Genomic DNA, 26,156 nt, shown 5'->3' on the forward strand with positions numbered 1-26,156 from the left:
CTGGCGGGCCGAACGACGGTTAGGTTAGCCTCACCTACGTCATGCTCGCCACTCTCGTCATCGGCCTCCGTGAAGGCCTCGAAGCGACGCTCATCGTCGGCATCATCGCCGCGTTCCTGCGTCGCAACCGTGTCCCCCTCGCCCCCATGTGGTTCGGCGTCGGGGTCGCCGTCGTGCTCAGCATCGGCGTCGGGTTCGGCCTGCAGGTCGTCGAGCAGGCCTTGCCGCAGGCGCAGCAGGAGGGCATGGAGGCGATCATCGGCATCGTCGCCGTGGTCTTCGTCACCGGCATGATCGTCTGGATGCGCACCCACGCGCGCACCCTGACCAAGGAACTCGAGGCGAGCGCGACCGAGGCGCTCGGCCGCGGCACCGCGTGGGCACTGGCCGGCATGGCCTTCCTCGCCGTGCTCAAGGAGGGCTTCGAGACCGCGGTCTTCCTCCTCGCGACCTTCCAGGCGTCGTCGGACACCGGTCTCGCCGCCCTCGGCGCGGTCATCGGCATCGCGGGCGCCGTCGTCATCGGCTACGGCATCTACACCGGCGGCGTCCGGCTGAACCTGTCGAAGTTCTTCACCGGCACCGGCGTCTTCCTGGTGTTCGTCGCCGGCGGGCTCGTGCTGACGGTGCTCCGGCGCGCGCACGAGGCCGGGTGGATCGTCATCGGGCAGCAGCGGACCGTCGACCTGTCCTGGCTCGCCCCGAACGGGTCGGTGCAGGGTGCGCTCGTCACGGGCGTGCTCGGCATCCCGCCGGACCCCCGCGTCATCGAGGTGCTCGGCTGGGTCCTCTACGTGGTGCCGGTCCTCGCCCTGACGCTCTGGCCCCGCGCCTGGCGTCCGTCGTCGGCACGCGTCCCGATGGTCCGCGCCACCGTCGCCGGAGCCCTCGCGGTGGCCGCAGCCGCGCTGGCGATCGCCGTCCCGATGGGCGGCGTCGACCTGCCCGGCTCCGCCACCGTCCGCGGCGACGCCACGTCCGTCTCGGCGGACATCCACGGTGCGTCCGGCGTCCTCCGCGTCGCCGGCACCACCACCGGCCAGGAGGCACGGCTCACGTTGCCGACGTCGGCCCACCGCCGCGTGACCCGCGCGGGCGTGGCCGCCGACCGGTGGCGGATCCGCACGTCGGCCACCGCCGCGGACCGCCCGGCGACGCTGACGCTCGTCGACCTCGTCGACCTGTTCGGCCGGATCCCGGTCGGCGTCTCGCCGTCGACGAACCCCGGCCCGTTCACCGCCCGCTGGGCGGTGCGCGACACCGTGACCCTGTGGACGGTCCGTGGTGGGGTCCTGGACGCCACCCGCGACGAACGCACCGTGCTGACGCTGAGCGGTGGGGGCCTCCCGTCCGCCCGCACCACGACCCTGGACCGCTCCGTGTGGTCCGTCCCCGACTCCCGCGTCGAGCGGTCCGCCACTGCGGTGGCGGCCGCGGACACGCGGGCTGCCGAGCTGCTGCTCTGGAAGGCCTGGTTGCCGATCGCCCTCGGCGTCGCAGCGGCCGCCCAGGCGCTGCTCGCGCTCCGTGACCGCCGTCGTCGGACGGCACCCGTGAATCCCACCCCCGAAACCGTCCCGACACGCGGCCCACCCGCCGGGGACCCTGCAAGGAGCAACGACTATGCCGTTCGGTAAGCCCGTTCGACCCCTGATCACCCTCGGCGCCCTCGGCGTCGTCACCGCCCTCGCACTGACCGGCTGCGCGAGCTCCGACGGTGCCTCCGACAGCTCCACCGACGCCGCGAAGGTCTCGCGCGTCACCATCACCCTGACGAACGACGGCTCGGACCAGTGCAAGGTCTCCGAGACGAAGGTCCCCGCCGGGCCGGTCACGTTCTCGGTGAAGAACGAGTCCTCGACGGCCATCACCGAGGTCGAACTGCTGCAGGACCAGCGGATCCTGGGCGAGAAGGAGAACCTCGCTCCCGGCCTCGACGCCGTGCAGTTCACCGCGACCCTGAGCGGCGGGAAGTACCAGGTGTACTGCCCCGGAGCCGACACCGAGCTCACCGACTTCACGGTCACGGGCAAGGTCACCTCGACCGCGAACAGCAGCGCCGCCACCCTCCTCGACGAGGGCACGAAGGGCTACGCCGACTACGTCGACGGCCAGGTCACCGACATGGTCACCGCGGTCGAACTCCTGCAGAAGGACATCGACGCCGGCGACCTCGACGCCGCGAAGACCGACTACGCGAACGCCCGCCCGTTCTACGAGCACGTCGAGAGCGACGTCGACGGCTTCGTCAAGAAGGGCCACAAGGCGACCGACAACGCCGGCAACCTCGACTACCTGATCGACATGCGCGCCTCGAACCTCGACCCGGCCGTCGGCTGGAGCGGGTTCCACGCCGTCGAGAAGGACCTGTTCCAGGCGGGGGAGATCACCGCGTCGACCAAGAAGACCGCGGCCGACCTGACCGAGAACGTGCAGCTGCTCGCGAAGCTCGTCCCGACGCTCGACTACAAGCCCGAGGACCTGGCGAACGGTGCCGCTGGCCTGCTCGAAGAGGTCCAGTCGAACAAGGTCACCGGTGAGGAAGAGGCGTACAGCCACATCGACCTCGTCGACCTCGCCGCCAACGTCGAGGGCGCCCGTCAGGCCTTCGCGTACCTCAAGCCGGGCCTGACGAAGCTCGACCCGACCCTGACGAAGCAGATCGCGAAGCAGTTCGACGCGACGAACACGATGATGGACGGCTACCGCAACGCCGACGACCTCGGCGGCTTCGACACGTGGGACGCGGCGACCAAGAAGTCCGACGCGAACCGCATCTCGCAGCAGATCCAGGCCCTGCAGGACCCGCTGTCCCGCCTCGCCGAGAAGGTCGCCACCGCGTGACGCAGCCCGACGACGACCGCGCAGCCCGCACCGGGGTCTCCCGGCGCGGGCTGTTCGGCGCGGGACTCGCCGCGGCCGGAGCCGGGGCGGGCGCCGCGGTCGGCATCGGCGGCGCGACGGCCGCGACGGGGGTCAACCCGTTCACGGCGGCCGCCAACGGTGACGAGTCCATCGACCTGTCCCAGAGCCACCCGTTCTACGCGACCGCCGCACGGCAGCCGCAGGGCGGGGTGCAGACCGCCCCCCAGCGGTACTGCGTGTTCATGACCTTCGACCTGTCCACCAGCGTCGCGACCGAGCTGCAGGTGCTCCTCGCCCGCTGGTCCGCGGCGATCGCGCAGCTGCAGGCGGGGAAGACCGTCGGCAGCGTCGAGCCCGCGCACGGTGACGGCGTCGGCGCGGACACCGGTGAGGCGCTCGACCTCGGTCCGGCGTCCCTGACGGTCACGGTGGGGTTCGGCCCCGGCGTGTTCGACGAGCGCTTCGGTCTGGCCGACAAGCGCCCGGCGGACCTCGCCGACGTGCCTCGGCTGCCGAGCGACAACCTGCAGGCCGGACTGACCGGCGGCGACCTGTCGTTGCAGGCCTGCGCCGACGACCCGCAGGTGGCGTACCACGCGGTCCGCGACCTGGCCCGGATGGCGCGGGGGACGGCGACCGTGCGGTGGACCGTGCTCGGCTTCGGTCGTGCGTCGGCTGGCCCGCACCAGACGACGCCGCGCAACCTGATGGGCTTCAAGGACGGCACCAGGAACATCACGACGGACGAGGACCACGACCGCTTCGTGTGGGTCGACGACCCGGGCGACGGCGCGGAGTGGATGACCGGCGGCACCTACCAGGTGGTACGGAAGATCCGGATGAACATCGAGATCTGGGACGCCGACGTCGTCAGCGACCAGCAGCGCGTCTTCGGTCGGACCAAGATCGAGGGCGCACCGTTGTCCGGCGGGACCGAGCACACGACACCGGACTTCGCGGCGACCGGGAAGGACGGTGCCACGAAGATCGACGCGACGTCCCACATCGCCCTGGCCGCCCACGAGGCGAACGGCGGCGTGAAGATCCTGCGGCGTCCGTACAACTACACCGACGGCCTCAACGAGTACGGCCAGCTCGACGCCGGGCTGCTGTTCCTGGCGTACATGAACGACCCGGAGCACTTCACCCGGCTGCAGCGGAAGCTCGGCGCCTCGGACCGGTTGAACGAGTACGTCTCGCACATCGGGTCCGCGGTGTTCGCGATCCCGCCGGCACCGCGCAAGGGGTCGTACATCGGCGAGCAGCTGTTCCGCTGACGGTGTCGGGAGCCGCTGACGCCGCTGGGGAGAGGGCGCCCTCCGCCGTTTCCCTGGAGGCGGAGGGCACCCGCGCCGCGGGGTCTCGTCGAACGGAACCACCGCCGACCTGAGAGGCGACCCGGCGCGACGCGTCGCGATGCGACAGCCCCGAGAGTACCCCGCCGATCCCCGGATCCGCAGTGCGAGCGCTGCTATGGGACAGGGAGCGCGGCAGCGGATCGGCGCGCGGTGCGCGCCGGACGCGATCCGTGCCTCCCGGCGCGACGGAACGGGCCGTCTCACGGTGGTGAGACGGCCCGTTCGTGTCGGACGGGAGGCCCGGTGTCAGTCGGTCTGGACGCTCGCGTCGGTCCGTGCGCGCTTCCGGCGCACGGCGACGAGTGCGGTGATGCCCGCCAGCAGGAGCAGGCCCGCTGCGATCCCCGGCGCCGTCAGGTCCGCGCCCGTGTAGGCGAGGTCACCGCCGGCGTTCGTCGAGTCGGACGGGTCGCCCGCCAGGTCCGTGCCGGTGCCCGTGTCCGTTCCCGGAGCGTTGCCGTTGCCGTTGCCGTTGCCGTTGCCGGCACCCGGGGCGTCCCCGTTGCCCGCGCCCGGGTCAGCCGGGTCCGTGGGGTCGGTCGGGTCCGTGGGCTCGGTCGGGTCCGTGGGCTCGGTCGGGTCCGTCGGGTCGACGGCCGCGGCGAGCGGGATGGTCACGGCGAGCGTGATCGTCTGGCCGCCCGGCAGGGTGACGACGAGCGGCTCGTCCGTCGTCGCGGCGGCACGGGCAGCCGTCCGGACCGTCGCTGCGTCGGCCGACGACTCGACGGTCGGCACGGCGAAGGTCAGCGTCGCACGACCCTGCTCGTCGTTCGTGTCGACGATCGTCGGGTCGATCTCGGCGGTGGCGAGCTCGACGTCACCGGCGCTGACCGACACGGTGCCGGCTGCAGCGGGGTCGTCGCTGCTGAACACGAGCGACGACAGGTCGATCGTGATCTCGTCGCCGGGCTGGAACCCGCCCTCGGGGGTCGGCGTGACCGTGGTGCCGACGGCACGCTGGTCGGACGGCGGGGTGACCGTCGGGTTGTCCAGGAAGTAGTCCACCTGCGCCTGCAGGTCGACCTGGCCCGAGTCGGCGATGTTCGCGCCGGTCGCGAAGGCGGCGAAGTTGTCGCCACCGGTCGACAGGAACGAGTTGACCGTCACCTTGAGGGTGTCGTCGAGGGCGATCGACTCGCCGTTCAAGGTCATGCCGGTGATGCGCTCGCCACGGCCCTTCGCGGGGTCGTAGGTGTACGCGAAGCCGTCCGAGACGCCGAGCTTGAGGAACGGACGCGGCAGGCCGTCCGGCTGCCACTGCTGCTCGAGGGCGTCCTTGATCTGCTGGCCGGTCATGTCCTCGGTGACGAGGGTGTTCGCGAACGGCTGGACGAGCGCGGCCTCCTTGTAGGTCACCGTGCCGTCCGGGTCGCCGGCGCCGCTCGACGCGTAGACCATGTCCGTGCGCAGCCCGCCGGGGTTCATGAAGGCGATCTGCGAGCCGTTGCGCTCGGTCGCGGAGCGCTGCACTTCGGCGATGTAGTTGCCCAGGACGGACTCGCCGCCGCGGTTCTCGGTCGTGCGGTCCGACTGCACCGCACGACGCAGGTCGCCGGTGACCTCGCCGAGCTTCTTGCTGCCCTCGACGTCGGCGACGGCCTTCGCAGCCGTCACGATGTCGGCCACCGCGTCCACCGAGGTGGAGTCGGCCGGCACACGGGTCTCACCGTTGACCGACTTGACCTCGGACGTGATGCCGGTGAGCTGCTTGTCGGCGTCGACGGTGAGCTGCAGGTGTCCGAAGTTCACGCCGTAGGAACCGGTCTGGATCACCGGGCGGGTCGTGCCGTCGGGACCCGCGATCTGGTGGTTGTAGGTCGCGTGGGTGTGTGCGGAGACGATCGCGGACACCTTCGACGAGACGCCCGAGGTGATCGTGCCGAACACGCCGGACCCGGTCGCGTCGGCGAGAGCGTTCGTGGGAGCACCCTCGTGCACCAGCAGGACGAGCACGTCGGCCTCGCCGTTGCTGTCGACACCGTCGGTGAGCTGGTCGGCGTACTTGTTGACCTGGCTGACGATCGGGGCCATCGCGAGGCCCTCGACACCGCCGGGGCTGACGAGCCCCGGGATGAGGTCCTCGGTGGTCGCGCCGATGAAGCCGACCTTCACGCCGCCCTTCTCCACGATGGAGTACGGCTCGAACGCGGGTTCGGTCGTGCCCTGCTTGACGATGTTCGCCGAGACGTAGGGCCAGTCGGCCCGGTCCTCGATGCGCCCGGTCAGGTCGTCCTGGCCCTTGTCGAGCTCGTGGTTGCCGATCGCGCTGACGTCGAGGTCCATGGCGTTGAGCGCATCGATCGTCGGGGCGTCCTGCTGGATCAGCGAGGTGAACGTCGAGGCACCGACGTTGTCGCCGACACTGGCGAAGATCGTGTTCGGGTTGGCCTCGCGGTACGACTGCACGACACCGGCGAGCTCGGCGGCACCGGCTGCCTTGTCGACGGCGGTGCCCTCGGACTCGATGCGGCCGTGGAAGTCGTTGACGTCGATGATGTCGATCGTCGTGTCGCCCTCGGCGGCGACGGCGGTGGAGGGGACGGACAGTGCGACGAGCACACCCGCGGTGGCGAAGGCCGCGCCGCTGGTGATGCGCCGTCGGCGGCGCGGAGAGGAGTGGAGGTTCATCGTCGGAGAACCTATGAGGACGCACAGCCGACCCGCCAGTGTCGGGTCGAAGTCGTCACACGACGTTCACATGGGCTGGGGGTCCTGTGCGATGAGGGGTCGGAGCGTGCGGTGGGCGATGCGCAGCCCTTCGAGGACCTTCTCGTCCGTGCCGCCCCAGAGCGGGTCCTCGTGCTCGACCGACAGGGTGCCGTCGAACCCCGCTTCGTACAGGCGGTCGACGACGTGCGGCCAGTCCACGACGCCACGGCCCGGCACCCGGAAGCGCCACCAGCCCATGTCCCACGGGTCGTCACCCTTGTCGACCTTGCCGAAGAACCCGTACGCGTCGCGCTTCCGGGGGAACAGCTCGAGGTCCTTCGCCTGCGCGTGCACGATGTGCTCGGCGAACGGCAGGATCGTCTCGACCGGGTCGATGCCGATCCAGGTCAGGTGCGACGGGTCCCAGTTCAGACCGAAGCCGAGGCCGGTGACCCAGCCCCAGAGCTCGGGGGAGTACGCCAGGTTGCCGGGGTAGCCGTCCGGGTGCCAGCCCTCCATCACGCAGTTCTCGATGATCAACCGCACGCCGCGCTCGCCGGCGTAGTCGACGAGCTCGGGGAGGACCCGGTCGCCGATCCGCATGTTGTCGACGACGCTGCGGCTCATGTCGCGGCCGATGAACGTGCCGACGTACGGCACGCCGAGCACCTGTGCGGCATCGATCGCGTGCTTGAGGTGGGTGCGGACCTCCTCGCGCCGGGCGAGGTCCTGGTGCAGGTTGTTCTCGTAGTACGCGAGCGCCGAGATCTCGAGGCCGGTGCGGTCGAGCAGGTCACGGGTCGCAGCGGCGTCCGCGTCGGTGAACGTCGCCACCGGCAGGTGCGCCGCCTCGAAGTCGCGGCCACCGGTGCCGGGCCACACGCCGACCTCGAGCCGCTCGTACCCCTGCTCGGCGGCGAAGTCCGCGATGCGGTCGAGGGTCCACCCGGGCAGGCAGGCCGTCAGCATGCCGAGCTTCACCGGATCTCCCGCCACGTGGTCTCGGCCGCGCTGGTGATCACGGCGTCGATGATGTCGGCGGAACGTGCGCCGTCCGCGAAGGTCGGCAGGCCGTCGGGGGCCACACCGGTGCGGACCGCGGTGTAGGTGTCGGCGACGAACGCGGCGAAGGCATCGAGGTAGCCCTGCGGGTGCCCGGACGGCACGATCGCCAGACGCCGCTGGTCCGGGTACCCCTGCGACGGGTCGCGCACGACGATCTGCGCACCACGCTCGTTGCCGAACCACGCGGACTCGGGCTGTTCCTGGTCGAAGGCGGCGCTGCCCCGGGTGCCGTCGACCTCGAACCACAGGCGGTTCTTCCGACCGGACGCCACCTGCGAGATCACCACGTTGCCGATGCGGCCGGTGCCGGTGCGGAACGTCGCGACCGCGGTGTCCTCGGTGGTGACCTCGGCCCGTTCCGCGGCGTCGGCGACCGGGTCGGGGTCCGGCGAGCCGGAGAACGACGGCCCCGAGGCCGCGGGGCGGGTCGGGTAGACGATGTCGGTCGCCGCGGACACCGAGGCGAAGCGCTCACCGGTGACGAACTCGACCAGGTCGCACCAGTGCGAGCCGATGTCGGCGAACGCGCGGGACAACCCGCTCGAGGTCGGGTCGACCCGCCAGCTCGAGGCGTCCTCGTCGAGCATCCAGTCCTGCAGGTAGTGGCCGTGCACGGCGAGCAGTCGACCGAGGTCGCCGTCGGCGATGCGCGCGCGGATCTCGCGGATCATCGGGTGGTACCGGTACACGAACGGCACCGTGGCGACGACACCGGCGTCCGCCGCCGCGGCGACGAGCTCGGCGGCCTGCGCCGGGTCGATCGCGAGGGGCTTCTCGCACACCACGTGGATGCCCGCGGCGATGACCGCCATCGCCTGCGGGTGGTGCTGGTCGTTCGGCGTGCAGATGTGCACGACGTCGGGGGCGTCCGCGATGACGTCGTCGAGCGAGGCGTACCCACGAGGCAGGTCGAGTTGCGCCGCGACCTGCTCGGAGCGCGATGCGTTCCGGCCGAGCACCCCGAGCACCTCGGCACCAGCGGCCCGGGCCGCGCGGGCGTGGACCCCCGCGATCATGCCGGTGCCGATCACGACGACGCGGAGGCGTCGTCCTTCGTACCCACTGCTCATGGTGCTCCCTCGCGCCGAACTGTCACCACCGTAGCGGCCCGGCCGTCCACCGGGGCCGATGAGTACGGTCGGAGGCATGTCGAGCCTCCAGACCAGCCTGCTCATCCTCGGAGCCAGCGGCGACCTGTCCAAGCGCCTGCTCCTGCCGGGTCTCGCGACCCTGCTCGAGGTCAAGGACGACTGGGACGTCCAGCTCATCGGGGCGGGTGTCGAGGACCTCTCCGACGCTGACTGGAAGGCGCAGGTGCGCGAGTCCTTCGAGAACGCGCAGGCGTCGAAGAACGAGGGCGACGAAGGCGCGGAGGGCGAGTCGTCGCTGTCGGAGCGGCTGCAGGCCGTGATCGACGCGTCCTCGTACCGCAAGGCCGACGTCACGAGCGCCGACGACCTGCGCGCGCTGCTCGGAGCCTGCGACCACGACCCCGCGATCTACTTCGCGCTGCCCCCGGCCGTGACCGAGAAGAGCTGCGAACAGCTCGCCCACCTCGACCTGCCGAAGCGCACCCGCCTCGCGCTCGAGAAGCCGTTCGGCACCGACGCGGCCAGCGCCGAGCACCTGAACGACCTGCTGCACTCGTTCATCCCCGAGGAGCGCATCCACCGGGTCGACCACTTCCTCGGCCGTTCGACGGTGCTCAACCTGATCGGACTGCGCTTCGCGAACCGCATCATCGAGCCCCTGCTGTCCTCGCAGCACGTCGAACGGGTCGACATCGTGTACGACGAGACCCTCGGGCTCGAGGGACGCGCCCGCTACTACGACAAGGCCGGCGCCCTCACCGACATGATCCAGAGCCACCTGCTCCAGGTCATGGCGGTCGTGGCGATGGAGGCACCGGCGTCGATCGACGCCGACGACCTGCGGACCCAGAAGGAACTCGTGCTGCGCGCCGTGCGGCCGTGGGGCGGGGACGTGGTCGCCGCCGGCAGGCGCGCCCGCTACACCGCGGGCACGGTCGGCGACCGCAAGCTGCCGTCGTACGCCGACGAGGACGGCGTCGACCCCTCGCTCGGCACCGAGACCCTCGCCCAGCTGACCCTGGAGATCGCGAACTGGCGATGGGCCGGAGTCCCCTTCACGTTGCGGTCCGGCAAGGCGCTCGCGAAGCAGCGCCGCGAGATCGTCATCACGTTCAAGGACTCCCCGCAGGTGCCCGTCGGTCTGTCCGGCGCCGCGCAGCCGGACCGGCTCCGGATCTGGATCGCCCCGGACGAGATGCAGCTCGAGCTGAACGTCAACGGTCCCGGCGACCCGTACACGATCGACCGCACCAGCCTCGAGACGACGTTCAACCCCGGACGGCTCAGCGCCTACGGCGAGGTCCTGGCCGGCGTGCTCGAGGGCGATGCGACGCTGTCGGTCCGCGGTGACAGCGCCGTGCAGGGTTGGAAGGTCGTCGGACCGTTCCTCGAGGCGTGGAAGGCCGGCACGACGCCGCTCGACGAGTACCCGGCCGGGTCGAGCGGTCCTGAGGACTGGGACAACATCGACGCCTGAGCCGGACGGCGGCGTAGCGTCGGACGACGTGACCACCATCGACGACGTCCTGCAGACCGTTCCCGAACCCGCCGGCGCCGACATCCGTGTCGAGCCCGTCCACTACGACCACGACGGCACCGACCTGCTCGGCGTGCTCGCCAAGGACTCGGCCGTCACCGGTCCCCGCCCTGCCGTCCTGGTCGTGCACGACTGGCACGGCGTGAACGAGCACGTCGAAGCGCGCGTGACGATGCTCGCCCGCCTCGGCTACGTGGCGTTCGGCGCGGACATCTACGGTGCCGGCGTGCGGCCCGGAGACGACACCGCCGGCCAGGTCGCCGGGTCGTACTACCAGGACCTGCCGCTGCTCCGGGCACGTGCCACCGCCGGACTCGAGCGGCTGCGACAGGACCCCGACGTCGACCCCGCCCGCATCGTCGTCATCGGCTACTGCTTCGGCGGCTCCACCGCGATCGAGCTCGCACGCACCGGCGCGGACCTGGTCGGAGCGGTGTCGTTCCACGGCGGCCTCATCACGCACGACCCCGCCGACGCCTCGGCGATCCGGGCGAAGCTGCTCGTGCTGACCGGGGGAGCGGACCCGGTCGTGCCCGACGACGCCGTGCACGCCTGGCAGGACGAGATGCGCACCGAGCCCGGCGTCGACTGGCAGGTCGTCACCTACGCCGGGGCCATGCACGCGTTCGCCGTGCCCGGGACCGACGCGCCCGACCACGGCGCCCAGTACCAGGAGCGCGCCGATCGCCGATCGTGGCAGGCGCTGCGGGTGTTCCTGGCCGAGGTCTTCGACGAGGAGGCCGCGGCGCTGTGACGTCGGGGGCTCGGCTGTCGCCTCGCGACACGCCGGGTGGAGCGGTCGGGCGGCCTCGATTGGCGCCCGGGCCGGAGCTGTTGTAGAGTCTTCCACGGCCGCAAGGCCACGCGCTCGTAGCTCAATGGATAGAGCATCTGACTACGGATCAGAAGGTTGGGGGTTCGAGTCCCTTCGAGCGCACATCACCAGAAACGCCCCCGTCAGGCCCTCCGCCTGACTGGGGCGTTTCGCCTTTCTCCAGCCATGCGATCGGGACGCCGGTAGCCATCGCCCACGCCAGCATGTTCGCGCGTCGAGGCGTCACTGCACCGCGCTCGTAGTTGCTGATCGTGTTGCGCCCGAGGCCCGCTCTCCGCGCGAGCTCGAATTGGTCAATGCCCGCGAACTCGCGTGCTTTGCGCAGTCTGTCGCTGACTGTCCACTCTGGGATGCCCCACTGCGGGGATACGTCCATGCTCATGTCTGGAGCATAGCGGTCGCTAGCACGCATTGCGCGAAAAACTTGCAGCGACACGAGTTGCTTGTGCATATGTCCATCTGACAAGGTGGACATATGTCCAACTCAGCAACGCAGGAACTCGGCCTGCACACCTACACCAACGAGCTCGTCACGACCAGCGAGGTCGCCGCAGCGCTCGGCATCACCCGGCAGGCCGTCCTCCAGCGCGTCAACGCCGGCACGCTCCGCCCGATCTACAAGTCGCCGGCGCGCACCGGCGGCTACCTGTTCTCCGCCCCGGACGTGTTCTGCCTCGCCCCGGAGCTCACCCGATGACCGGCGTGCCCCACACGGCCGGCAGGATCGTCCGTAACGGCCTCTCGTTCGAGCAGCGCGGGTTCACCCGCATCCCCAACGACTGGCTCCGCGACCGCCGCCTCAGCTACCGAGCGCTCGGCATCCTCGTGCACCTCATGAGCCACGCGGAGGGCTGGTCGCAAACCATCCGCGAGCTCGCCGCGAACGTCCGGGACAAGGACGAGAACGCCCGCGAGGGTATGGCCGGCGTCCGGACCGCCCTGCACGAGCTGGAGGCCTACGGGTACGTGTCCCGTGAGCAGACCGGCGGACGGGGCGGGCAGAAGTTCGGCGGCAACGTCTGGACCCTCTCTGACCCATTCGAGGACGGCGCGAAACCTGTGGATAAGTCCCCGCGCCGGCCGATGGCGCTCGTGCCCCCGGTGGCACCGGACGCTACGGATGACGACGGAAAGCCCCGATCAGCTCCGTCGTGCGATTTCCGTGACACGGAATCCCGTACGACGGAATCCCGTGCAACGGAATCCCGTGTCACGGAAACCCCGTCCACGGAGAATCGCACGACTACAGAAGAGCACTCATCAGAAGATCAAGTAGAAGACTCAACCCACAATCCTGGTACTGTGTCCAAGATGAGTTACGAGGCACGTTCGGCGAGTTCCCAGGTTGAAGCGGGGCTCTGCATGCAGTCCCCGCGTGGAGCGCACTGGATCGACAGCGTGAGCGGGTACTGCGCGCACTGCGGGCAGCGGATCACCTCTGGCCCGATCGGGGCTAGCGCATGACCCCGGACATGCACAACGACCCGCTCGTCATCGCAGCTCTCGCCGTCGTCGCGTTCGCCGTCCTCGCCGTACAGACATGGGTGAAGCGATGACCGATCACGAGGCCGCTGGCAAGGAGCTCATCGGAGAGCTCCGCAGGACGGCGGAGAGCCGCCGGCAGGTCGGAGAGCAGAACCTGAGTGGCCTGCTCCGCAGCGCCTCTGACGCGTTGGCCTGGCACATGTCTCGCCTCGCTCGTGCGGCTCGCGCCACCGAGAGCTCGGCAGGAGGGCCGCTCCGCGGCCAGGCAGGGGGAGTGACGAGCACGGCCGGTCTCGGAATCGGTGGCACTCTCCGAGCACTCGGCATCGCCGTCCGATCAGGCGAGTTCGCCCACGCATCCGGCCCCACCATCCGACTCGACGTAGGAGACCAGTCCATTGACCTCGACGCCCGCCAGACCGCAGCCCTCCGCCTCGCCCTCATCCACGCCCAGCAAGGAAGCACGATCCGATGACCTGGCCCCGCACCGCCCACGACCGCCCCCGCCGACCGATCAGCACCCGAGCCGCCCGGGAGCTCCGCGCCGGCATCCTCAACGCCCGTCACCTGCACGGCATGTTCGGCATGCGCGGCCGGCTCCTCACCGCCGAGGAGCGCCTGCCAGCGCCCTACCGCCGCGCGTTCAACCGCACCGCCCACCTGCTCGCCGTCCGCGAGGCGTTCGGCTGGTGAGCGGCCAGCAGCAGCCCCAGCAGCGCCTCGCCACCGAGCGGGAAGTCGCCGACTGGATGGCCCTGACGCCCCGCCAGCTCGCCGACCTCCGCCGGGCCGGCCAGGGTCCCCGCCACATCGCGCTCACTGCCAAGGCGATCCGGTACGCGTGGGCCGACGTGTACGCCTACGCGCACCGCCGGCGCGAGCTCATCGGTGGGTAGCCGGCCCGACCTGGAGAGCCGGCGCTGGCGCGCACAGTGCGTCCGGATCAAGGCCAGGGACGGGGCCTGCACGTCGTGCGGCAACCCCGAGGACCTGACCGTGGACCACATCAGCCCGCCCTCGGTCACCGGCATCCCCGGCGACCAGTACCCCGACCACATGCTCACCACCCTCTGCCGCCCGTGCAACAGCAGCAAGGGCGACCGCCCCGACGCCCGCCTTCACTACCGCAACCCTCGCTGGAGCTGAACCGCTTGCCCCCAAGAGCTCGCCCCGTCACCACCCGATCGTCCCGCCTCCAGCTCGCCCGCCTGTCCGCCGACCTCAGCCGCAGACCAGCCGGCCCGCCCGCCTAACCCGCCCGGCGAGGCCGGCCGTTTCTTCTGAGCGACCCCCGGCCAGCCCCGCCCCCTTCTGTCTTTTTCCCAGATCAGCCCAAATATTCGGGAGTCCCCAGCCATGACCGACCAGACCGCCGCGATCGACGCCGACGAGCTCGCGAACGCCGCCGAGCCCGACGACGACGATGACGAGACCTACCTGGAGAGCGTCAAGCGGTTCATCAAGTCGGCGACATGGCTCGGCGAGGAGCACCGGCCGGCCATGAAGGTCCTCCGCTCGCTCGCGCGGGTCCTGGACGACGAGCTCACCCGCGGGAAGGCTCCGCAGGCCGCGCTCGTGTCACAGTTCGGGCTCACCTACCGGGACCTCGCGAAGCTCGGCCAGAAGCCCGCCGGCGACGACGCCGGCGACCCGAGCATGCCGCCGCCAATGGGCGGGATCGACTGGTGACTCTCACCGCACCGACGCCGACGCCGGCCCCCGACGCGGGGCCGGCGTTCGACGTGTCGGACGTGGCCCCGTGGCCCCCGACGCGCTACACCGCCCCGCTCACCGAGCGTCACCCGTCGCTCTGGGAGCGCTACCGCGAGACTCTGCAACGCGCGTGGTGGGTGAGCAACGCCTACTGCCTGGAGGAGTGGCAGGAGCGGCTACTGCACGCCATCACCGAGCTCGACGCGTTCGGCAACCTCCGCTACCGCGAGGTCCTGATTTCGCTCGGCCGGCAGAACGGCAAGACCGAGATTGCCGCCGCGCTCGGCCTGCTGTTCATGGTCGCCAAGCGCGCGCCGCAAGTCATCGGCATCGCCTCCAGCGCCGAGCAGGCGCGACTCGTCTACAAGCGTGCCTACGACGTGGTGGCCCGCTACGGCCCGCTCACCCGTCGGTTCGCGCGCCTCACCGACACCCGCGGCCTGTCCACCGCGACCGGCGGCTCGTGGGAGCTCAAAGCGAGCAAGTCCGCCGCGCTCCAGGGCCTCCCGATCGACCTCGGAGCGATCGACGAAGTACACCTGTTGAAGCCCGAGCTCTGGACCGACCTGGTGAACGGCACCGGCGACCGCGAGAACTGCATGGTCGCCGGCATCACCACCGCCGGCGACGACGACAGCGCGCTCCTGCTCCGCCTCTACGACCGCGACGACGCCCCCGGCACCGGGTTCGGCCGATTCATCTGGGAGGCCCCCGAGCCGCGCGTGCCCGACGACGACGCCGTGCTCGCGCGGTGGCTCGCGATGGCAAACCCCGGCATCGCGTCCGGTCGGCGCAAGGTGTCCATCGCGGTCTCGGCCGTCCGCGGCATGCCGCCCGGCGAGGCCGTGCGCTACCGCCTCAACCGGTTCGTCAGCGGCTCCGACAACGGCTACATGACCCCGACGCTCTGGAGCTCGTGTGCCGGCGCGGTCCACATCAGCCGGCCCGTCATCACGATCGACCGGACGCCGGATTGGAGCTACGCGTCGATCGTCGCGAGCTCGAAAGCCGCTGACGGGGTGATCGAGACCGAGGTCATCGAGAGCATGCCGCATCCGACCGTCGAGAAGCTGGCGGAGGCGTGCCAGCGGCTCTACAAGCACTCGCCGGCGACCTACGTCGTGGACGGCTACAGCCTCCGAGCGCTCGGCGACCAGTTGAAGCGCAACGGGCTCCCCGTGCGCTACATGACACTCGGCGACGAAGTGAGCGCGGCGAGCATGGCCTACGCGAAGGTGGCCGGCGGACGGGTCCGGCACGCCGGCGACGAGCTCCTGACCCGCCAGCTCCCCAACGTGATCCGCAAGGCCCACGGCGACCAGTACAAGCTCGCTCGCGCCGGCGCGGGCGGCATCGACGCCGTGCTCGCCACCGTCCGCGGGATCTACGTTGCGGAGGTCTCCGAGGAGGCCGGCATTCAGCTGTTCTAGGCCCCACCGGGCCCGTACCGAAACGTAGCCATCGGACGGGTACGGTCGGGTCCCGCAGCACCCGCTAGGGGTTCACCGAGCTCGGCCGTCAGGGTCTCTTTCGTGCCCCTGATTCGCTCCCTCGCCGCCGCTCTCGGCCTCCGCTCCGCGGCCGTCGAGAACGACCACACGAGCGATGTCGAGGAGTTCGCCGCGAACGTCCAGCCGGCCGCTCGTGCCGCCGCCGGCGTCACCATCGACAGCGCCCTCAGCCTCTCCGCCGTCTACCGTGCCGTCCAGATTTGGGCGACCGGGGCCTCACAGCTCACCGTGGACGTGTACCGCGGCCTGGAGCTCGTGGACCCGCAACCGGCGATCGTCCGCCAGCCCGACCTCGCAACGTCCCGCTCGGCGTTCATCGAGGAGACCACCACCAGCCTCGCCACCACCGGCAACGCCTACTGGCGGCTCCACCGCGCCGGCGGCTCGTTCGGCTCCCGCGCCAAGGGCGAAGTGCGCACCGCCGAGGTCATCAACCCGCTCCTCGTCACCCCGCTCGTCAAGGACGCCACCGCCCGCGTCGTCGGCTACAGCTACCAGGGCAAGACGCTCGGCCTGGACGACGTGCAGCACCTAAAGCTCCTCCGCGTCCCCGGCCACACCACCGGGCTCGGCCCGATCCAGGCAGCCCGCGCCGAGCTCGCCGGCGCGATCGACCTCCGCGACTACGCGACCGACTGGTTCAAGCGCGGCGACGTGCCGCCCGGCGTGCTCACCACCGAGCAGCAGCTCAACGCCGACATGGCGAAGGCCTACAAGGACTCGTGGTATCGCGACACCGAGGGCATCAAGGTCCTCGGAGCCGGCCTGTCGTTCTCCCCGATCATGCTCGCGCCCAAGGACGCGCAGTGGATCGAGTCGCAGAACCTCAGCGTGCTCCAGGTAGCCCGCATGTTCGGCATCCCGCCCCGGATCATGCTCGCCAGCCTGGAGGGGTCCGGCGACACCTACGCGAACCTCCAGCAAGAGGACCTGTCGTTCGTGCGCTGGACGCTCAACAAGGTCCTCCGCGAAATCGAGGAGGCGTGGACCGCGATTACCAACCGCGGCCAGACCGTCCGGTTCAACCTCGACGGCGTGCTCCGCGCCGACACCGAGACCCGCTACAAGGCGCACGAAATCGCGATCCGCGCCGGCTTCCTGACCAAAGACGAAGTGCGCGCCATCGAGGGCCGGCCCCCGCTCCCGACGAGCTCGACGCCCGACGCCCCGACGCCCGACGACGAGGAGACCCCGACCAATGAGTAACCCGATCCTGGACCGGTTCGAGCGCCGCGAGCTCGCGCCCGAGACCGTCGAGACCCTCGCCGACAACTCGCGCAAGTTCCGCGAGTTCGCCGAGGAGGTCCTGACGATGGCCCCCGCCGGCCGCGAGCTCGCCCTGGCGCTCACCGCGCTCCAGGAAGCGAAGTTCTGGACCAACGAGGCCGTCGCGTCCGCCTACGGCTACGTCACCGAGCCCGACGAGACCGCCGCCGGCGACGAGCCGACTGACGAGCCGACCGAGGAGCCGGCGGATGCCTGACCAGCTCCACGTCCGCAGCGTCCACGTCCGCGCCGTCGATCAGGAGGCCCGCACGGTCTCCGGCATCGCCGTCCCGTGGGACCAGCCCGTCACGATCCGCGATTGGGCCGGCGAGTACACCGAGCAGTTTGCCCGCGGCTCGGTCCGCGACAGCGACGACGCGCTCCTCTACTGGCGGCACGACGAGCCGATCGGCCGGCTCACCGCCGCTCGTGACACCGACGCCGGGTGGGAAATCACCGCGTCGATCAGCTCCACCCCGCGCGGCGAGGAGGCCTACACGCTCCTCCGCGACGGCGTGATCCGTTCGTTCTCCGTCGGGTTCCGGCCCGTCCGCAGCTCCGTGGACGAGGAGACCGGCGCAGTCACCCGCGAGGAGGTCGAAGTCCGCGAGGTCTCCGTCGTCCCGATGCCGGCCTACGACGGCGCAGCCGTCACCGACGTCCGCCACCAGTCCACCACCACCAACCCCCGCCAGGAGACAGACCACATGACCGACGTTCTCACCCGCGCCGACCTCGACGCGCTCCGCACCGAGTTCCAGGACCTCGACCGCGGCCTCGACCAGCGCCTCGCCGGCCTCCAGCGCGACGAGGAGCCCGCCGTGGACACCCGTTCCGCCGGCGAGGTACTGCACGCCCTCGTGCGTGGCGACGAGGCCACCGTCGCGTCTTACGACCAGCTCATGCAGCAGCGCGCCGACGAGCCGGCCACCAGCGCCGACGCGGCCCCGCGGCCGACGTGGGTCGGCGACCTCACCCGCATCATCGCAGACAGCTCGATCCTGCCCGGCCTGTTCTCCACCGGCACCCTGCCGGCGACCGGCAACAAGGTCGAATACGGCCAGCTCAAGAGCAACACGGTCACCGTGGAGGAGCAGACCAACGAGGGCGACCCGCTCACGTTCGGCAAGGTGTCGATCGAGAACAAGTCGGCCGACGTGCACACCTACGGCGGCTACTCGACGCTGACCCGTCAGGCCGTCGAGCGCTCCAGCGCGAACCTGCTGAACCACACCCTCAACGCCCTCGCCCTCGCCGCCGCGAAGCGCCGCAACGTCGGCCTCCGCGCCTACCTCGCCGAGCTCGTCGCCGCCCAGCGCGTCGCCGACACGCTCGCCGCGCGCAAGACCGTCACGGTGGACGCCCCCGACACCTACCTCGCGTGGGTCTCTGGGATCGTGGACGCCGCCGGCATCTACGAGGACCAGGCGCTCCCGCTCGACGGGCTCCTCGCTGACAAGTCCACGTTCAAGGAGCTCGCCGGACTGCACGACTCGGCCGGCCGTCCGCTCATGACCGTCTACGGCACCGGCACCAACGCCGTGGGCGAGGTCAACGTCAAGAACATCGACGGCAACCTCGCCGGCGTCACCGTCAAGGTGGACGCCCGCCAGAAGGCCGAAGGTGCGGCGTTCTACAACCGGTCCGCCATCAAGCAGTACAACAGCCCGCTCGTGTCCCTCACGGACGGCAACGTGGTCAACCTGACCAACGCGTTCTCGGTCTACTTCTACGCGGCCCTCGCCGCCGAGGTCCCCGACGCGATCGTCCCCGTCGTCGCCGCGGACCCCACCGCGTGATCGTCGTGACCGTCACCGCGCAGGACCTCGCCGCCTACGTCAACCCGGACGCCGTTCGGGATGGCGAGGCCGGCGAGGCCCCGGACGCGTTCGTGGAGTCGTGCGTGCAGCGCGCCGCCGCGCTCGTGTCCGCCTACGTGGGCGCGGCGGCGGTCCCGGACGTGATTCTGGATGAGGCCGTGCTGGAGGTCGGCAGCGAGCTCTACGCCCGCCGCAAGGCCCCCGGCGGGGTCGCCCAGTTCGGCCAGTTCGAGTCCGCGCCCGTGTTCACCGCCCGCGATCCGCTCGTGCGCACCTACCCGCTCCTCGACCAGTTCGTCCCGCGAGGTCTCGCGTGAGTGAGCTCGGCGAGCTCCGCACCGGCATCGCCGCCGAGCTCGACGCCGCGCTCCGCCCCCTCGGAGCTCGCGCCTACCCCAACCTCCCCGACCGCCTCAACCCGCCGCTCGCGCTCGTGCAGCCCGGCAGCCCCTACCTGGAGCCGGCGACCGGCTCAGGGTTCGCCCGCGGCTCGTGGTCGATCCGGCACGAGCTCATCCTGCTCCTCCCGCCCACCGCCGCGAACGCCGTGCAAGCGAGCTCGCTGGACGTGCTCGTAGAGGCCGCGATGCACGTCGCCGTCAACCACGGGCTCCAGTCAGTCGGCCAGCCCTACCCGCTGGAGGTCGCCGGCGTCACGTACACCGCGTGCCGGCTCCAGCTCCTCACCACCAACAACACCTAGGAGACCACCCGTGACCCTCCCCGCCAGCGGCTCGCCCCGACTGAAGGGCAACGCCCTCAGCCTCCAGATCGACACGGTCGACTACTGGATGGATCTGACGAGCTGCAAGATCACCAACGACGACGCGGACAGCAACGTCGTCACGTTCAAGGACGCCAGCGAGGGCGGCGGCAAGGCGTACACCCTCGCAATCAGCGCGGTCCAGTCCCTCCACCCGGCGTCGTTCTGGCGCTACGCGTGGGAGAACGTCGGAAAGACCGTGCCCTACGTCTACGCACCCAAGGGCAACGCGGACGCGCCGACCGAGGATGCCCCGTGGTTCGTCGGGAACGTCCGCATCGGTGTCCCGCCCGAGATCGGTGGCGACGCCGGCGAGGACGAGGAGTACACCACCGACCTCGAGTGGAAGTGCGACGGCAAGCCGCAGCTCATCACCACCGCACCGACCACCGAGTAGCGCGTGGCCGGCGGCGAGGGCTCCGCCGTTCGGGTGCGCGTGGACGGTCTCAACAAGGCCGTCCGCGCGCTCCGGAAGTCCGGAGCCGACATGCAGGACATGTCCGAGCTCATGCACGCGATCGGCACGACCGTCGTCCTCGCCGCCCGCCCGCGAGCTCCACACCTGTCCGGCGCGGTCTCCCGCTCGATCCGCGCCGGACGGGGCAAGACCAAAGCCGTCATCCGCGCCGGCTCCGCGCGGGTGCCCTACGCCGGCGTCCAGCACTACGGCTGGCCGGCGCACGGTATCGCCGCGCACCCCTTCCTGACCGACGCGCTTCGGCAGGAAGCCGCAGACATCTACGACCAACTCGACCGCGGCCTCATGGCGATCCTCGCCAAGAACGGCCTACCCGACTGAACAGGACCCCTCACATGTTCGACCTCGAAACCCTCACCCTCGGCGAAGTCGCGAAGGTGGAGGAAATCTCCCGCATGTCCATCGGCAGCATCGCCGACGAGGAGAAGCCCAAGGGCCGCGCCCTCGCCGCGCTCGCGTACGTCATCAAGCGCCGCGAGGTCCCCGCCTACTCGTTCGACCAGGCGCTCAACCTCCCGCTCGGCGAAGCCGAAGCCCTCCTCGGCGTCAGCGACGACGAGGAGCACGCCGAGGACCCTACGGCCCCGGAGAGCTCGCCCGCGTCCGAGCTCTCCGGCGAGACCGCGACCGCGAGCTAGCGACGTTCGTCGTGCACCTCGGTATCTCGCCGAGCGAGTACGACGCCCTCACCATCGCCCAGCGCAACGCGATCAAGCGCGAAGCAACCAAACGGAAGTAGGACCACATGGCCGGCAACACGATCACCATTTCGGTGCTCGCGAACACCGGTGGAGCTAACAAGGGCCTCGACAAGCTCGCCCAGAAGCTCGACCGCATCGGTGGCCGGTTCTCCAAGGCCGGGAACATCGTGGCGGGCGCGGCCGGCGGCATCGTCGCCGGCCTCGCCTCCACGATCAAGCCGGCCAGCGACCTGGAGCAGATGGTCGGCGGCGTGCAAGCCGTGTTCGGCAAGTACGCCAACGGCGTCGTCAAGGACTCGAAGCGCGCCGCGGACGCCGTGGGCCTCTCAGCGACCGAGTACGACCGGTTCGCCACGCTCCTCGGCTCCCAGCTGAAGAACGCCGGCACGCCCCTCCAGGAGCTCGGCGGCAAGACCAAGGACCTCATCGGGCTCGGAGCGGACCTCGCCGCGACGTTCGGTGGCACCACCGCCGACGCCGTAGATGCGCTTTCGTCCGCGATGAAGGGCGAAATGGACCCGATCGAGAAGTACGGTATTTCGCTCAATCAGGCCATGCTCCAGCAGCAGGCGCAGGCAATGGGCCTCGACAAGAACACCGCGAGCTGGACCAACGCGCAGAAGCAACAGGTCATCCTCGCCGCCCTCACGAAGCAGTCCACCGACGCCGCCGGCCAGTTCCAGAAGCAGACCAACACGGTCGGCGAGAAGCAGCAGATTGCGACCGCCAAGATCAAGAACACCGCCGCGACCCTAGGCACCGCATTCCTGCCCGTCGTCGCCCAGGTCCTCGACGGGCTCAACAAGTTCGTGAGCTCGCCGGCGTTCGCCGCGATCGTCCAGTGGTTCACCGACAACCCGACCCTCGTCCTCGGTCTCGTCGGCGCGCTCATCGGCCTCGCCGGCGCGCTGAAAGCCGCCGGCCTGGTCATGCAGGGGTGGTCCACCGTGACGTCGACATTCTCCGCCGTGAAGGGCGGCATCTCCGGCGTCGTCGGCGTTGCGGGCCGGCTCCGCGACGGGTTCACCAGCTCCTCCGCAGCAGCCTCCGCGTTCTCCGGCAAAGCCGGCACGGTCGGCGGCGCAGCCCGCACGGCAGTCAGCGGCCTCGGCAGCCTCGCCAGCGGCGCAGCAACCCTCGCCCGAAACCTTGCCCTCGGAACGGCCGCCCTCGGCCGTCAGGCGGCCGCTTGGACGGTCAACACCGCCCGCATGGTCGCCAGCAAGACCGCGCAACTCGCCGTGAGCGCAGCCACGCGCACCGCAGCCGCCGTCCAGTGGCTCCTCAACGCCGCCATGACGGCCAACCCGATCGGACTCCTCATCGCCGCTATCGCCGCGCTCGTCGCCGGCCTGGTTTGGTTCTTCACCCAGACCGAGCTCGGCCGGCTCATCGTCGCGAAGGTGTGGGGCGCGATCCGCAAGGCCATCGGTGCCGTCGTGGACTGGTTCAAGGGCACCGCGCTGCCTTTCCTGAAGCGCACCTGGTCCGGCATCCTCGCCGCGTTCGCCGCCGGCAAGGCCGGCATCAACAAGGTCCTGACGTTCCTGCTCAACCTGATCAAGACCGTGTGGAACTACAGCCCGCTCGGCATGATCGTCAACAACTGGGGCCGCATCATCGCCTGGTTCAAGGGCCTCCCAGCGAAGGTCCGCGCCGTTTTCTCGGCCGCGATCAACTGGCTCGTTTCCGGCGGGCGAAACATCCTCGTCGGCCTGCTCAACGGGGCCAAGAACGGCTACAGCACCGTCACCCGCTGGCTCGGCGGGCTCGCTGGTTCGATCAGCCGCGGCGTCGGCAACCTCGGCCGCACCCTGTGGGGGGCCGGCAAGAGCGTCATTCAGGGGTTCCTCGACGGCCTCCAGTCCCTGTGGAACACCGTGCAGTCGTGGTTCAACAAGCTCACCGACAAGATCCCTTCGTGGAAGGGTCCCGAGAAGCGCGACCGCAAGCTCCTCACCCGCGCCGGCTCGCTCATCATGGGCGGTCTCGTCAAGGGCCTCGACGGGGGCCGCGCTGGCGTCCGTAAGACGCTCGCCGGCGTCACCGACATGATCCAGGGCGGGCTCGGCTCGACCCGCGACCTGCAACTCGGATTCAGCGACCTCGACCTCTCCGGCGCAGCCCCGCGAACGATCGTCCTCGCCTCCACCGTGCAGGCGCAGATGCTCGCCCCCTCGGCGCAGTCCGGACGAATCATCGCGGAAGCGATCGACGAGTGGAACCGTAAGAACGGACGAGGCCGATGAGCGCCGGCGTGGTCATCGAGCGCCCCGTCGTGGAACTGCTCACCCTCCAGGCATACGACGCCACCGGCGGCGAGTGGGTGGACCTGCACGAGCACGCGACCGAGGTCGCCGTGCGCCGTGGCGGGCAGCAGGACGGCGCAGCGGTCAAAACTCACGTCGGGACGCTCGACGCCACGCTCTACGGCGCGCTCAACCTCGCCCGCGTGGCCATGCTCCGACCGAACAGTCCGATCCGTGTGGTGCGGCCGCCAGCCGCGCCCCGCACCGCGTGGGACCTCCAGCCCCCCGAAAGCACGGACTACCACGCCTCCAAGGCGATGGCGACGCCGCGCGCGGTGCCAGCAGTCGACAAGAGCGGAGCGGAGACGACGGTCCGATCCTCCACCTACAACTATGCCGGCAGCCGCGATACGCAGATGTTCTACCTCGGCGGAACCGAGGCGCTAACGGTGCGGGCAGGCACGATCATCGCGCACACGCCGAACACGGCGGTCGGGGTGGACCGAGCGACCAACCCCAAACCAGTCGGCACGTTCTACCAGGGTGAGCCATTCACCGTCCGCGGCGAGTTCGCCAACACCCTCACCACCGTTGCCGTCATCCGCATCGTCGTGTTCACCGGTGAGGCGCTGAACCCGACCATCCTCGCGCAGTCGCCGGCATTCACCCCGGAGGACCGGAACGGGGAGGTGTCGTGGACGTTCACTGCGCCGGCGAGTAGCGACTGGCAGCTCGGCCTCATGCTCGACCAGGATGCCGCCACCGGCACCGCTACCGGGTTCTCGGTCGGTGTCCGGGTGGCGCGGCTCCGCGTCGTCGCCGAACCGACGCCCCGGCCTGAGTTCACCGGCACCGTCAGCGACCTTTACCAGTCGGTCGAGCTCGACAAGAGCACGGGAGAACGGCACACCTACACCACTGTCGAGGCAGTGGACTCTGTGCAGTCCCTCGCCAACACCGACCGCTACGGCGTCGTCGCACGCAACGGGGCCGGCTACCAATCATTCGCCGACCGCATCGCGCAGCTCGCGACGAGCTCGCGCGTTCCGATCGATGCGCCGACGTTCCCCGACGTGACGGTCTACGACCAGCACGAGGAGACCCGCCCCAACTGGGGCTGGAGCAACGAGTGGCCGACCCTGTCCTCGCCCCTCGGCTGGTCGATGGAGGGCTACGACAACGCGTTCAGCGTGTACGCGTACGACCTCGATTGGTACACACCCGCAGCAACGGATGTGACCGGCCTCGAAATCGAACAGCGCTTTATCCAGTCCTTGCAGGTCGGCCGTGGTCACGTCGCGTCCCTGACGGTGGAAGTCCCCGAGCTCGCCGCCGTCAGCGGCCTGGAATTCGTCGCTGTCTGGCGGTCTGCATCAGGTGAGACTCGAGGGGAATCGTTCAAGCCGACCGCCGCAGGCGTGCAGACGCTTCTGCTCCGGTTCAGCCCTCCCGACCCGACCGGCAAACTCGTCGTCCTCCAGCGCGGCACCGCTCGGCTGACTGCGCCCACATCGCGACTCGCCGTCGCAATCAAGGACACCCGCGTTTTCCGCGTTGGAGCTCAGAGCAGCTACGTCCTCCAGGACGTTGCCTACGAGTCCACTCTGCTCAATCACTTCGACCTCGCCTGCAACAGCGTCGGCGCTCGTTGGAGCGTCACCAAGCGCGGCAACGTCGTGTTCCGGCAGCAGGACGAGGACGTGGACCCCGTGGCAAGGTTCTCCGATACCGCCGCCGGCGACGTGTCCTATACCGATGTCGGGCTCTCGTACGACACCCGCAACGTCGTCAACAGCTTGAAGCTCAATCAGCACGGCTACGACCCCGCTACCGGCGACGCCGCAGACTCCTCGCAGACCTACACCGATGAGGAATCCATCGCGGAATGGGGAGCGCGCGCCGGCGAGCTGGACACCTGCCTCTACCTCGGCAGCCCCCACCAGGCCGACGCCGAGCTCCGTGCCCGCGAGGTGACCGACTCTCTCCGCCTGCCGGCCTACAGCGTCCGATCGTTCACCTTCAACGCTCAGTCCAACCCCGAGCTCCTGGACGCCCTGGAGCTCGGCCGAACCATCGCGGTGGACTACGAGACCATCCGCCAACGCGCCCGCGTGCTCACGATCGAACACGCAGTCAGCCCGACCCGCTGGATGGTCACCGTCACCGTGCACGAGCCCCGCGTCGGACCTCGATTCGGCGACGTGAACGCCGTGTTCGACGCCACAACATTCGCAGAGGTCAACCGCGCACTCGCCACCAAAACCTTCGGCGACGTAGACGCAATGCCATTCGACCCCCAGGAGACGCCATGAAGCTCACAACCCCCGACAGCCTCCCGTACCCCGAGGACGGCGACGATTTCGCACCGCTCGAACAGTGGTTCAAGGACCTCGCCGTCGCAACCCAGGCAGCCCTCGCCGACGACAGCGGATGGATCACCCCCGAGCTCACCGCCGGCCATGTGGCACAGAGCGGTTGGGGGTTCCGCGTGCGCCGCAATCAGGTGCAGTGGCGCGGCGCGGTCGCGAAGACCAACAGCACCGAGCAGTTCGCCGCCGGCTACACGCGAGTCACCAACGACCTGCCCGTCATCGGCCAGTCAAAGCAGTACTACCGCGGCACGGTCGCCCTGTTCAACGGCTACACCGCGAATGTCGTGATCTCGTCCAACCGCATGGACGTGGGTATCTCCGGCACGTCCGCCAACGCCGTCTACTTCGGCAGCGTCAGCTACCCCAACGACTGACCACGCCCCCCTCAGCCCCTT

28 protein-coding genes and 1 tRNA gene are annotated in these 26,156 nt (G+C 70.1%); 25 read left to right on the top strand and 4 right to left on the bottom strand.

The features are described from left to right. Positions 1-41 precede the first annotated feature (41 nt). The 3 genes from efeU to efeB are packed head-to-tail and all read left to right on the top strand — an operon-like array spanning position 42 to position 4,142. Entirely contained in the window at positions 42-1,637 is a 1,596-nt protein-coding gene (gene efeU, locus HQQ88_RS08110) for an iron uptake transporter permease EfeU (RefSeq protein WP_173169147.1), read from the top strand. After that, positions 1,624-2,844 carry an iron uptake system protein EfeO gene (efeO, locus tag HQQ88_RS08115; RefSeq protein ID WP_173169148.1) on the top strand — a complete coding sequence of 407 codons (1,221 nt, stop codon included), beginning with the start codon at positions 1,624-1,626 and terminating at the stop codon, positions 2,842-2,844. Before efeU ends, efeO begins: the two co-directional genes overlap by 14 nt. Continuing rightward, on the top strand, positions 2,841-4,142 hold the full coding sequence (efeB, locus tag HQQ88_RS08120; protein WP_173169149.1) for an iron uptake transporter deferrochelatase/peroxidase subunit: 1,302 nt from the start codon (positions 2,841-2,843) through the stop codon (positions 4,140-4,142). Before efeO ends, efeB begins: the two co-directional genes overlap by 4 nt. A 327-nt stretch (positions 4,143-4,469) precedes the next feature. On the opposite strand, the gene HQQ88_RS08125 is transcribed toward efeB, so the two are convergent. The 3 genes from HQQ88_RS08125 to HQQ88_RS08135 all read right to left on the bottom strand — a co-directional run bounded on the left by HQQ88_RS08125 (position 4,470) and on the right by HQQ88_RS08135 (position 9,010). Beyond that, positions 4,470-6,854, bottom strand: coding sequence for a bifunctional UDP-sugar hydrolase/5'-nucleotidase (locus tag HQQ88_RS08125; RefSeq protein WP_173169150.1), 2,385 nt, complete (start codon positions 6,852-6,854; stop codon positions 4,470-4,472). A 66-nt stretch (positions 6,855-6,920) separates the two neighbouring features. After that, complete coding sequence (locus tag HQQ88_RS08130) at positions 6,921-7,856, bottom strand: sugar phosphate isomerase/epimerase (protein ID WP_173169151.1); 936 nt, start codon at positions 7,854-7,856, stop codon at positions 6,921-6,923. After that, positions 7,853-9,010 carry a Gfo/Idh/MocA family protein gene (locus tag HQQ88_RS08135; RefSeq protein WP_173169152.1) on the bottom strand — a complete coding sequence of 386 codons (1,158 nt, stop codon included), beginning with the start codon at positions 9,008-9,010 and terminating at the stop codon, positions 7,853-7,855. Before HQQ88_RS08135 ends, HQQ88_RS08130 begins: the two co-directional genes overlap by 4 nt. A gap of 76 nt (positions 9,011-9,086) precedes the next feature. Between HQQ88_RS08135 and HQQ88_RS08140 the strand changes: the two genes are divergently transcribed. From HQQ88_RS08140 to HQQ88_RS08150, 3 genes are all read left to right on the top strand, one after another. After that, on the top strand, positions 9,087-10,508 hold the full coding sequence (locus tag HQQ88_RS08140; RefSeq protein WP_173169153.1) for a glucose-6-phosphate dehydrogenase: 1,422 nt from the start codon (positions 9,087-9,089) through the stop codon (positions 10,506-10,508). A 28-nt stretch (positions 10,509-10,536) separates the two neighbouring features. Beyond that, entirely contained in the window at positions 10,537-11,322 is a 786-nt protein-coding gene (locus HQQ88_RS08145) for a dienelactone hydrolase family protein (protein ID WP_173169154.1), read from the top strand. A gap of 110 nt (positions 11,323-11,432) precedes the next feature. After that, positions 11,433-11,505, top strand: a tRNA-Arg gene (locus HQQ88_RS08150). Here the strand turns inward: HQQ88_RS08150 and HQQ88_RS08155 are convergent. Further along, positions 11,471-11,854 carry a helix-turn-helix transcriptional regulator gene (locus tag HQQ88_RS08155; RefSeq protein WP_216834415.1) on the bottom strand — a complete coding sequence of 128 codons (384 nt, stop codon included), beginning with the start codon at positions 11,852-11,854 and terminating at the stop codon, positions 11,471-11,473. The two genes, HQQ88_RS08150 and HQQ88_RS08155, sit on opposite strands and share 35 nt — an antisense overlap. Positions 11,855-11,878: 24 nt before the next feature. On the opposite strand from HQQ88_RS08155, the gene HQQ88_RS08160 reads away from it, so the two are divergent. The 19 genes from HQQ88_RS08160 (at position 11,879) to HQQ88_RS08250 (ending at position 26,135) form a co-directional block, all read left to right on the top strand. Continuing rightward, positions 11,879-12,100, top strand: a complete 222-nt coding sequence (locus tag HQQ88_RS08160; RefSeq protein WP_173169155.1) for a hypothetical protein — start codon at positions 11,879-11,881, stop codon at positions 12,098-12,100. Then, positions 12,097-12,867, top strand: a complete 771-nt coding sequence (locus tag HQQ88_RS08165; protein ID WP_173169156.1) for a hypothetical protein — start codon at positions 12,097-12,099, stop codon at positions 12,865-12,867. The genes HQQ88_RS08160 and HQQ88_RS08165 overlap by 4 nt, the downstream gene beginning before the upstream one ends. 88 nt (positions 12,868-12,955) lie before the next feature. Beyond that, positions 12,956-13,363 (top strand): hypothetical protein, encoded by a 408-nt coding sequence (locus tag HQQ88_RS08170; protein ID WP_173169157.1) that lies wholly within the window; start codon positions 12,956-12,958, stop codon positions 13,361-13,363. Beyond that, positions 13,360-13,581: a hypothetical protein gene (locus HQQ88_RS08175; protein ID WP_173169158.1), complete on the top strand. Its 222-nt coding sequence runs from the start codon at positions 13,360-13,362 to the stop codon at positions 13,579-13,581. Before HQQ88_RS08170 ends, HQQ88_RS08175 begins: the two co-directional genes overlap by 4 nt. Next, on the top strand, positions 13,578-13,784 hold the full coding sequence (locus tag HQQ88_RS08180; protein ID WP_173169159.1) for a DNA-binding protein: 207 nt from the start codon (positions 13,578-13,580) through the stop codon (positions 13,782-13,784). Before HQQ88_RS08175 ends, HQQ88_RS08180 begins: the two co-directional genes overlap by 4 nt. Next, complete coding sequence (locus tag HQQ88_RS08185; protein ID WP_367916997.1) at positions 13,777-14,034, top strand: HNH endonuclease; 258 nt, start codon at positions 13,777-13,779, stop codon at positions 14,032-14,034. The genes HQQ88_RS08180 and HQQ88_RS08185 overlap by 8 nt, the downstream gene beginning before the upstream one ends. A gap of 210 nt (positions 14,035-14,244) precedes the next feature. Next, on the top strand, positions 14,245-14,577 hold the full coding sequence (locus HQQ88_RS08190; RefSeq protein WP_173169161.1) for a hypothetical protein: 333 nt from the start codon (positions 14,245-14,247) through the stop codon (positions 14,575-14,577). Further along, a complete protein-coding gene (locus HQQ88_RS08195; RefSeq protein ID WP_173169162.1) occupies positions 14,574-16,031 on the top strand; it encodes a terminase large subunit in 1,458 nt (485 codons plus the stop codon). Before HQQ88_RS08190 ends, HQQ88_RS08195 begins: the two co-directional genes overlap by 4 nt. Positions 16,032-16,133: 102 nt before the next feature. Further along, positions 16,134-17,318: a phage portal protein gene (locus HQQ88_RS08200; RefSeq protein WP_173169163.1), complete on the top strand. Its 1,185-nt coding sequence runs from the start codon at positions 16,134-16,136 to the stop codon at positions 17,316-17,318. Continuing rightward, the gene (locus HQQ88_RS08205) at positions 17,311-17,595 is read left to right on the top strand and encodes a hypothetical protein (RefSeq protein WP_173169164.1); all 285 of its coding nucleotides are present in this window, start codon (positions 17,311-17,313) and stop codon (positions 17,593-17,595) included. The genes HQQ88_RS08200 and HQQ88_RS08205 overlap by 8 nt, the downstream gene beginning before the upstream one ends. Beyond that, complete coding sequence (locus tag HQQ88_RS08210) at positions 17,588-19,177, top strand: HK97 family phage prohead protease (protein WP_173169165.1); 1,590 nt, start codon at positions 17,588-17,590, stop codon at positions 19,175-19,177. Before HQQ88_RS08205 ends, HQQ88_RS08210 begins: the two co-directional genes overlap by 8 nt. Further along, positions 19,174-19,515: a hypothetical protein gene (locus HQQ88_RS08215; RefSeq protein WP_173169166.1), complete on the top strand. Its 342-nt coding sequence runs from the start codon at positions 19,174-19,176 to the stop codon at positions 19,513-19,515. The genes HQQ88_RS08210 and HQQ88_RS08215 overlap by 4 nt, the downstream gene beginning before the upstream one ends. Beyond that, positions 19,512-19,901, top strand: coding sequence for a hypothetical protein (locus HQQ88_RS08220; protein WP_173169167.1), 390 nt, complete (start codon positions 19,512-19,514; stop codon positions 19,899-19,901). Before HQQ88_RS08215 ends, HQQ88_RS08220 begins: the two co-directional genes overlap by 4 nt. 10 nt (positions 19,902-19,911) lie before the next feature. Then, positions 19,912-20,358 (top strand): hypothetical protein, encoded by a 447-nt coding sequence (locus tag HQQ88_RS08225; protein WP_173169168.1) that lies wholly within the window; start codon positions 19,912-19,914, stop codon positions 20,356-20,358. Positions 20,359-20,361: 3 nt separating this feature from the next. After that, positions 20,362-20,760, top strand: coding sequence for an HK97 gp10 family phage protein (locus tag HQQ88_RS08230; RefSeq protein ID WP_173169169.1), 399 nt, complete (start codon positions 20,362-20,364; stop codon positions 20,758-20,760). 14 nt (positions 20,761-20,774) lie between these two features. Then, the gene (locus HQQ88_RS08235; protein ID WP_173169170.1) at positions 20,775-21,077 is read left to right on the top strand and encodes a hypothetical protein; all 303 of its coding nucleotides are present in this window, start codon (positions 20,775-20,777) and stop codon (positions 21,075-21,077) included. 107 nt (positions 21,078-21,184) lie between these two features. Beyond that, the gene (locus tag HQQ88_RS08240; protein ID WP_173169171.1) at positions 21,185-23,389 is read left to right on the top strand and encodes a hypothetical protein; all 2,205 of its coding nucleotides are present in this window, start codon (positions 21,185-21,187) and stop codon (positions 23,387-23,389) included. Beyond that, positions 23,386-25,701 carry a hypothetical protein gene (locus tag HQQ88_RS08245; protein ID WP_173169172.1) on the top strand — a complete coding sequence of 772 codons (2,316 nt, stop codon included), beginning with the start codon at positions 23,386-23,388 and terminating at the stop codon, positions 25,699-25,701. Before HQQ88_RS08240 ends, HQQ88_RS08245 begins: the two co-directional genes overlap by 4 nt. Then, positions 25,698-26,135 (top strand): hypothetical protein, encoded by a 438-nt coding sequence (locus HQQ88_RS08250; RefSeq protein ID WP_173169173.1) that lies wholly within the window; start codon positions 25,698-25,700, stop codon positions 26,133-26,135. The genes HQQ88_RS08245 and HQQ88_RS08250 overlap by 4 nt, the downstream gene beginning before the upstream one ends. Positions 26,136-26,156 lie beyond the last annotated feature (21 nt).

The sequence above is a fragment of the Curtobacterium sp. VKM Ac-2861 genome, assembly GCF_013204965.1.
Classification (GTDB): Bacteria; Actinomycetota; Actinomycetes; order Actinomycetales; family Microbacteriaceae; genus Curtobacterium.

What these genes read in the sequence shown, in the direction of transcription:
- efeU (WP_173169147.1), top strand. Translation starts at nt 42, where the DNA reads ATGCTCGCCACTCTCGTCATCGGCCTCCGTGAAGGCCTCGAAGCGACG.
- efeO (WP_173169148.1), top strand. Translation starts at nt 1,624, where the DNA reads ATGCCGTTCGGTAAGCCCGTTCGACCCCTGATCACCCTCGGCGCCCTC.
- HQQ88_RS08125 (WP_173169150.1), bottom strand. Translation starts at nt 6,854, where the DNA reads ATGAACCTCCACTCCTCTCCGCGCCGCCGACGGCGCATCACCAGCGGC.
- HQQ88_RS08135 (WP_173169152.1), bottom strand. Translation starts at nt 9,010, where the DNA reads ATGAGCAGTGGGTACGAAGGACGACGCCTCCGCGTCGTCGTGATCGGC.
- HQQ88_RS08140 (WP_173169153.1), top strand. Translation starts at nt 9,087, where the DNA reads ATGTCGAGCCTCCAGACCAGCCTGCTCATCCTCGGAGCCAGCGGCGAC.
- HQQ88_RS08155 (WP_216834415.1), bottom strand. Translation starts at nt 11,854, where the DNA reads ATGCACAAGCAACTCGTGTCGCTGCAAGTTTTTCGCGCAATGCGTGCT.
- HQQ88_RS08160 (WP_173169155.1), top strand. Translation starts at nt 11,879, where the DNA reads ATGTCCAACTCAGCAACGCAGGAACTCGGCCTGCACACCTACACCAAC.
- HQQ88_RS08165 (WP_173169156.1), top strand. Translation starts at nt 12,097, where the DNA reads ATGACCGGCGTGCCCCACACGGCCGGCAGGATCGTCCGTAACGGCCTC.
- HQQ88_RS08170 (WP_173169157.1), top strand. Translation starts at nt 12,956, where the DNA reads ATGACCGATCACGAGGCCGCTGGCAAGGAGCTCATCGGAGAGCTCCGC.
- HQQ88_RS08175 (WP_173169158.1), top strand. Translation starts at nt 13,360, where the DNA reads ATGACCTGGCCCCGCACCGCCCACGACCGCCCCCGCCGACCGATCAGC.
- HQQ88_RS08190 (WP_173169161.1), top strand. Translation starts at nt 14,245, where the DNA reads ATGACCGACCAGACCGCCGCGATCGACGCCGACGAGCTCGCGAACGCC.
- HQQ88_RS08205 (WP_173169164.1), top strand. Translation starts at nt 17,311, where the DNA reads ATGAGTAACCCGATCCTGGACCGGTTCGAGCGCCGCGAGCTCGCGCCC.
- HQQ88_RS08210 (WP_173169165.1), top strand. Translation starts at nt 17,588, where the DNA reads ATGCCTGACCAGCTCCACGTCCGCAGCGTCCACGTCCGCGCCGTCGAT.
- HQQ88_RS08235 (WP_173169170.1), top strand. Translation starts at nt 20,775, where the DNA reads ATGTTCGACCTCGAAACCCTCACCCTCGGCGAAGTCGCGAAGGTGGAG.
- HQQ88_RS08240 (WP_173169171.1), top strand. Translation starts at nt 21,185, where the DNA reads ATGGCCGGCAACACGATCACCATTTCGGTGCTCGCGAACACCGGTGGA.
- HQQ88_RS08245 (WP_173169172.1), top strand. Translation starts at nt 23,386, where the DNA reads ATGAGCGCCGGCGTGGTCATCGAGCGCCCCGTCGTGGAACTGCTCACC.
- HQQ88_RS08250 (WP_173169173.1), top strand. Translation starts at nt 25,698, where the DNA reads ATGAAGCTCACAACCCCCGACAGCCTCCCGTACCCCGAGGACGGCGAC.